The sequence below is a fragment of the Hansschlegelia quercus genome (assembly GCF_004310425.1).
GTDB lineage: Bacteria > Pseudomonadota > Alphaproteobacteria > Rhizobiales > Methylopilaceae > Methylopila > Methylopila quercus.
In genome coordinates this window covers 1-908 of record NZ_SIUB01000016.1, presented here as the reverse complement: position 1 = coordinate 908, position 908 = coordinate 1, and the positions used below count along the sequence as shown (strand labels likewise).

Here is a 908-nt window from a genome sequence, read left to right as displayed (position 1 = left end):
GCGTGCGGTCAGCCGCTTGCGCGTTGCTTTGTCATCGACCGTCATGTTGCTCGACGCCCCGCATTCGTCGATGGCTGTTCGCCAAGCTGCGTACCGCGTGTAGAAGGCGTGGGAGGGGGGTTTCGGCGCGACCAGCCAGTCGCGCGAGCCCGCGGCGCTGCTTCGCCGCGCGATCACCCCGGACTTGTCTAGGCGCTCCCAGGGGCCCTCGCGAACAATCTGGTAGAAGCCGTAGCCTTGTTCTTCAAGGAAGCTCAGCGCCTGATCGAGCAGGGCGTCGTCCGTACCGGAGAGGAACTCACACGTTATCCATGGCTTGGAGCGCGTTATGGTCGCGCGCGCCCCAAGGATGACCTGCGGTTCAAAGGTCTCGACGTCGATCTTCATCAATGTGGGCGGCGGCGCGCCAGCCGCCACCAGGCCGTCGATCGTCTCGCAGCGGACGGTGACTGCGGTCGAGCCTGGGCGGAAGCCGGCGTTCAGCGAGTTCGACGTCTCCGCCTTCGTCGAGAGGAAAAGCTGCGTTTCGCCGGGTTCGTTCGAGACGGCGCACGGCGTCAGCATGTAGCCAAACGCGTTCTTGTCGCGGAATTTCAAGGCGCGGCCGAAGGTCGATGGCGTCGGCTCGAAGGCATAAGTCTGCAGGCCGTTGCCGCGGTAGACCGCCGACAAGAGTCCGGCAAAGAAGCCGATATGCGCGCCCACATCGAAAAACACCCGCTGCCGAGGGGACTGCGCAAGCGCAAGCAGCGCCGCTTGTAAATCCGGCTCGTAATTGGCGAGGCCGCCACGGGAAAGCCGCCTCTGGATGTTCGTTCCTCGGCCGGTCAATGCATTGAGGTGCCGCCTGTAGGGCCCGAATGTCGCGATCGCATCGTCGTTGCGCGGCGTCTGAACAAACAACGTCA

The 908-nt window shown here is 64.1% G+C and carries 1 protein-coding gene; it reads right to left on the bottom strand.

Annotation, left to right across the window (positions count from 1 at the left end; genetic code table 11):
* The coding region (locus EYR15_RS16890; RefSeq protein ID WP_165455538.1) for an FkbM family methyltransferase at positions 1-831 on the bottom strand (831 nt) is incomplete at its 3' end.
* Positions 832-908: the final 77 nt, after the last annotated feature.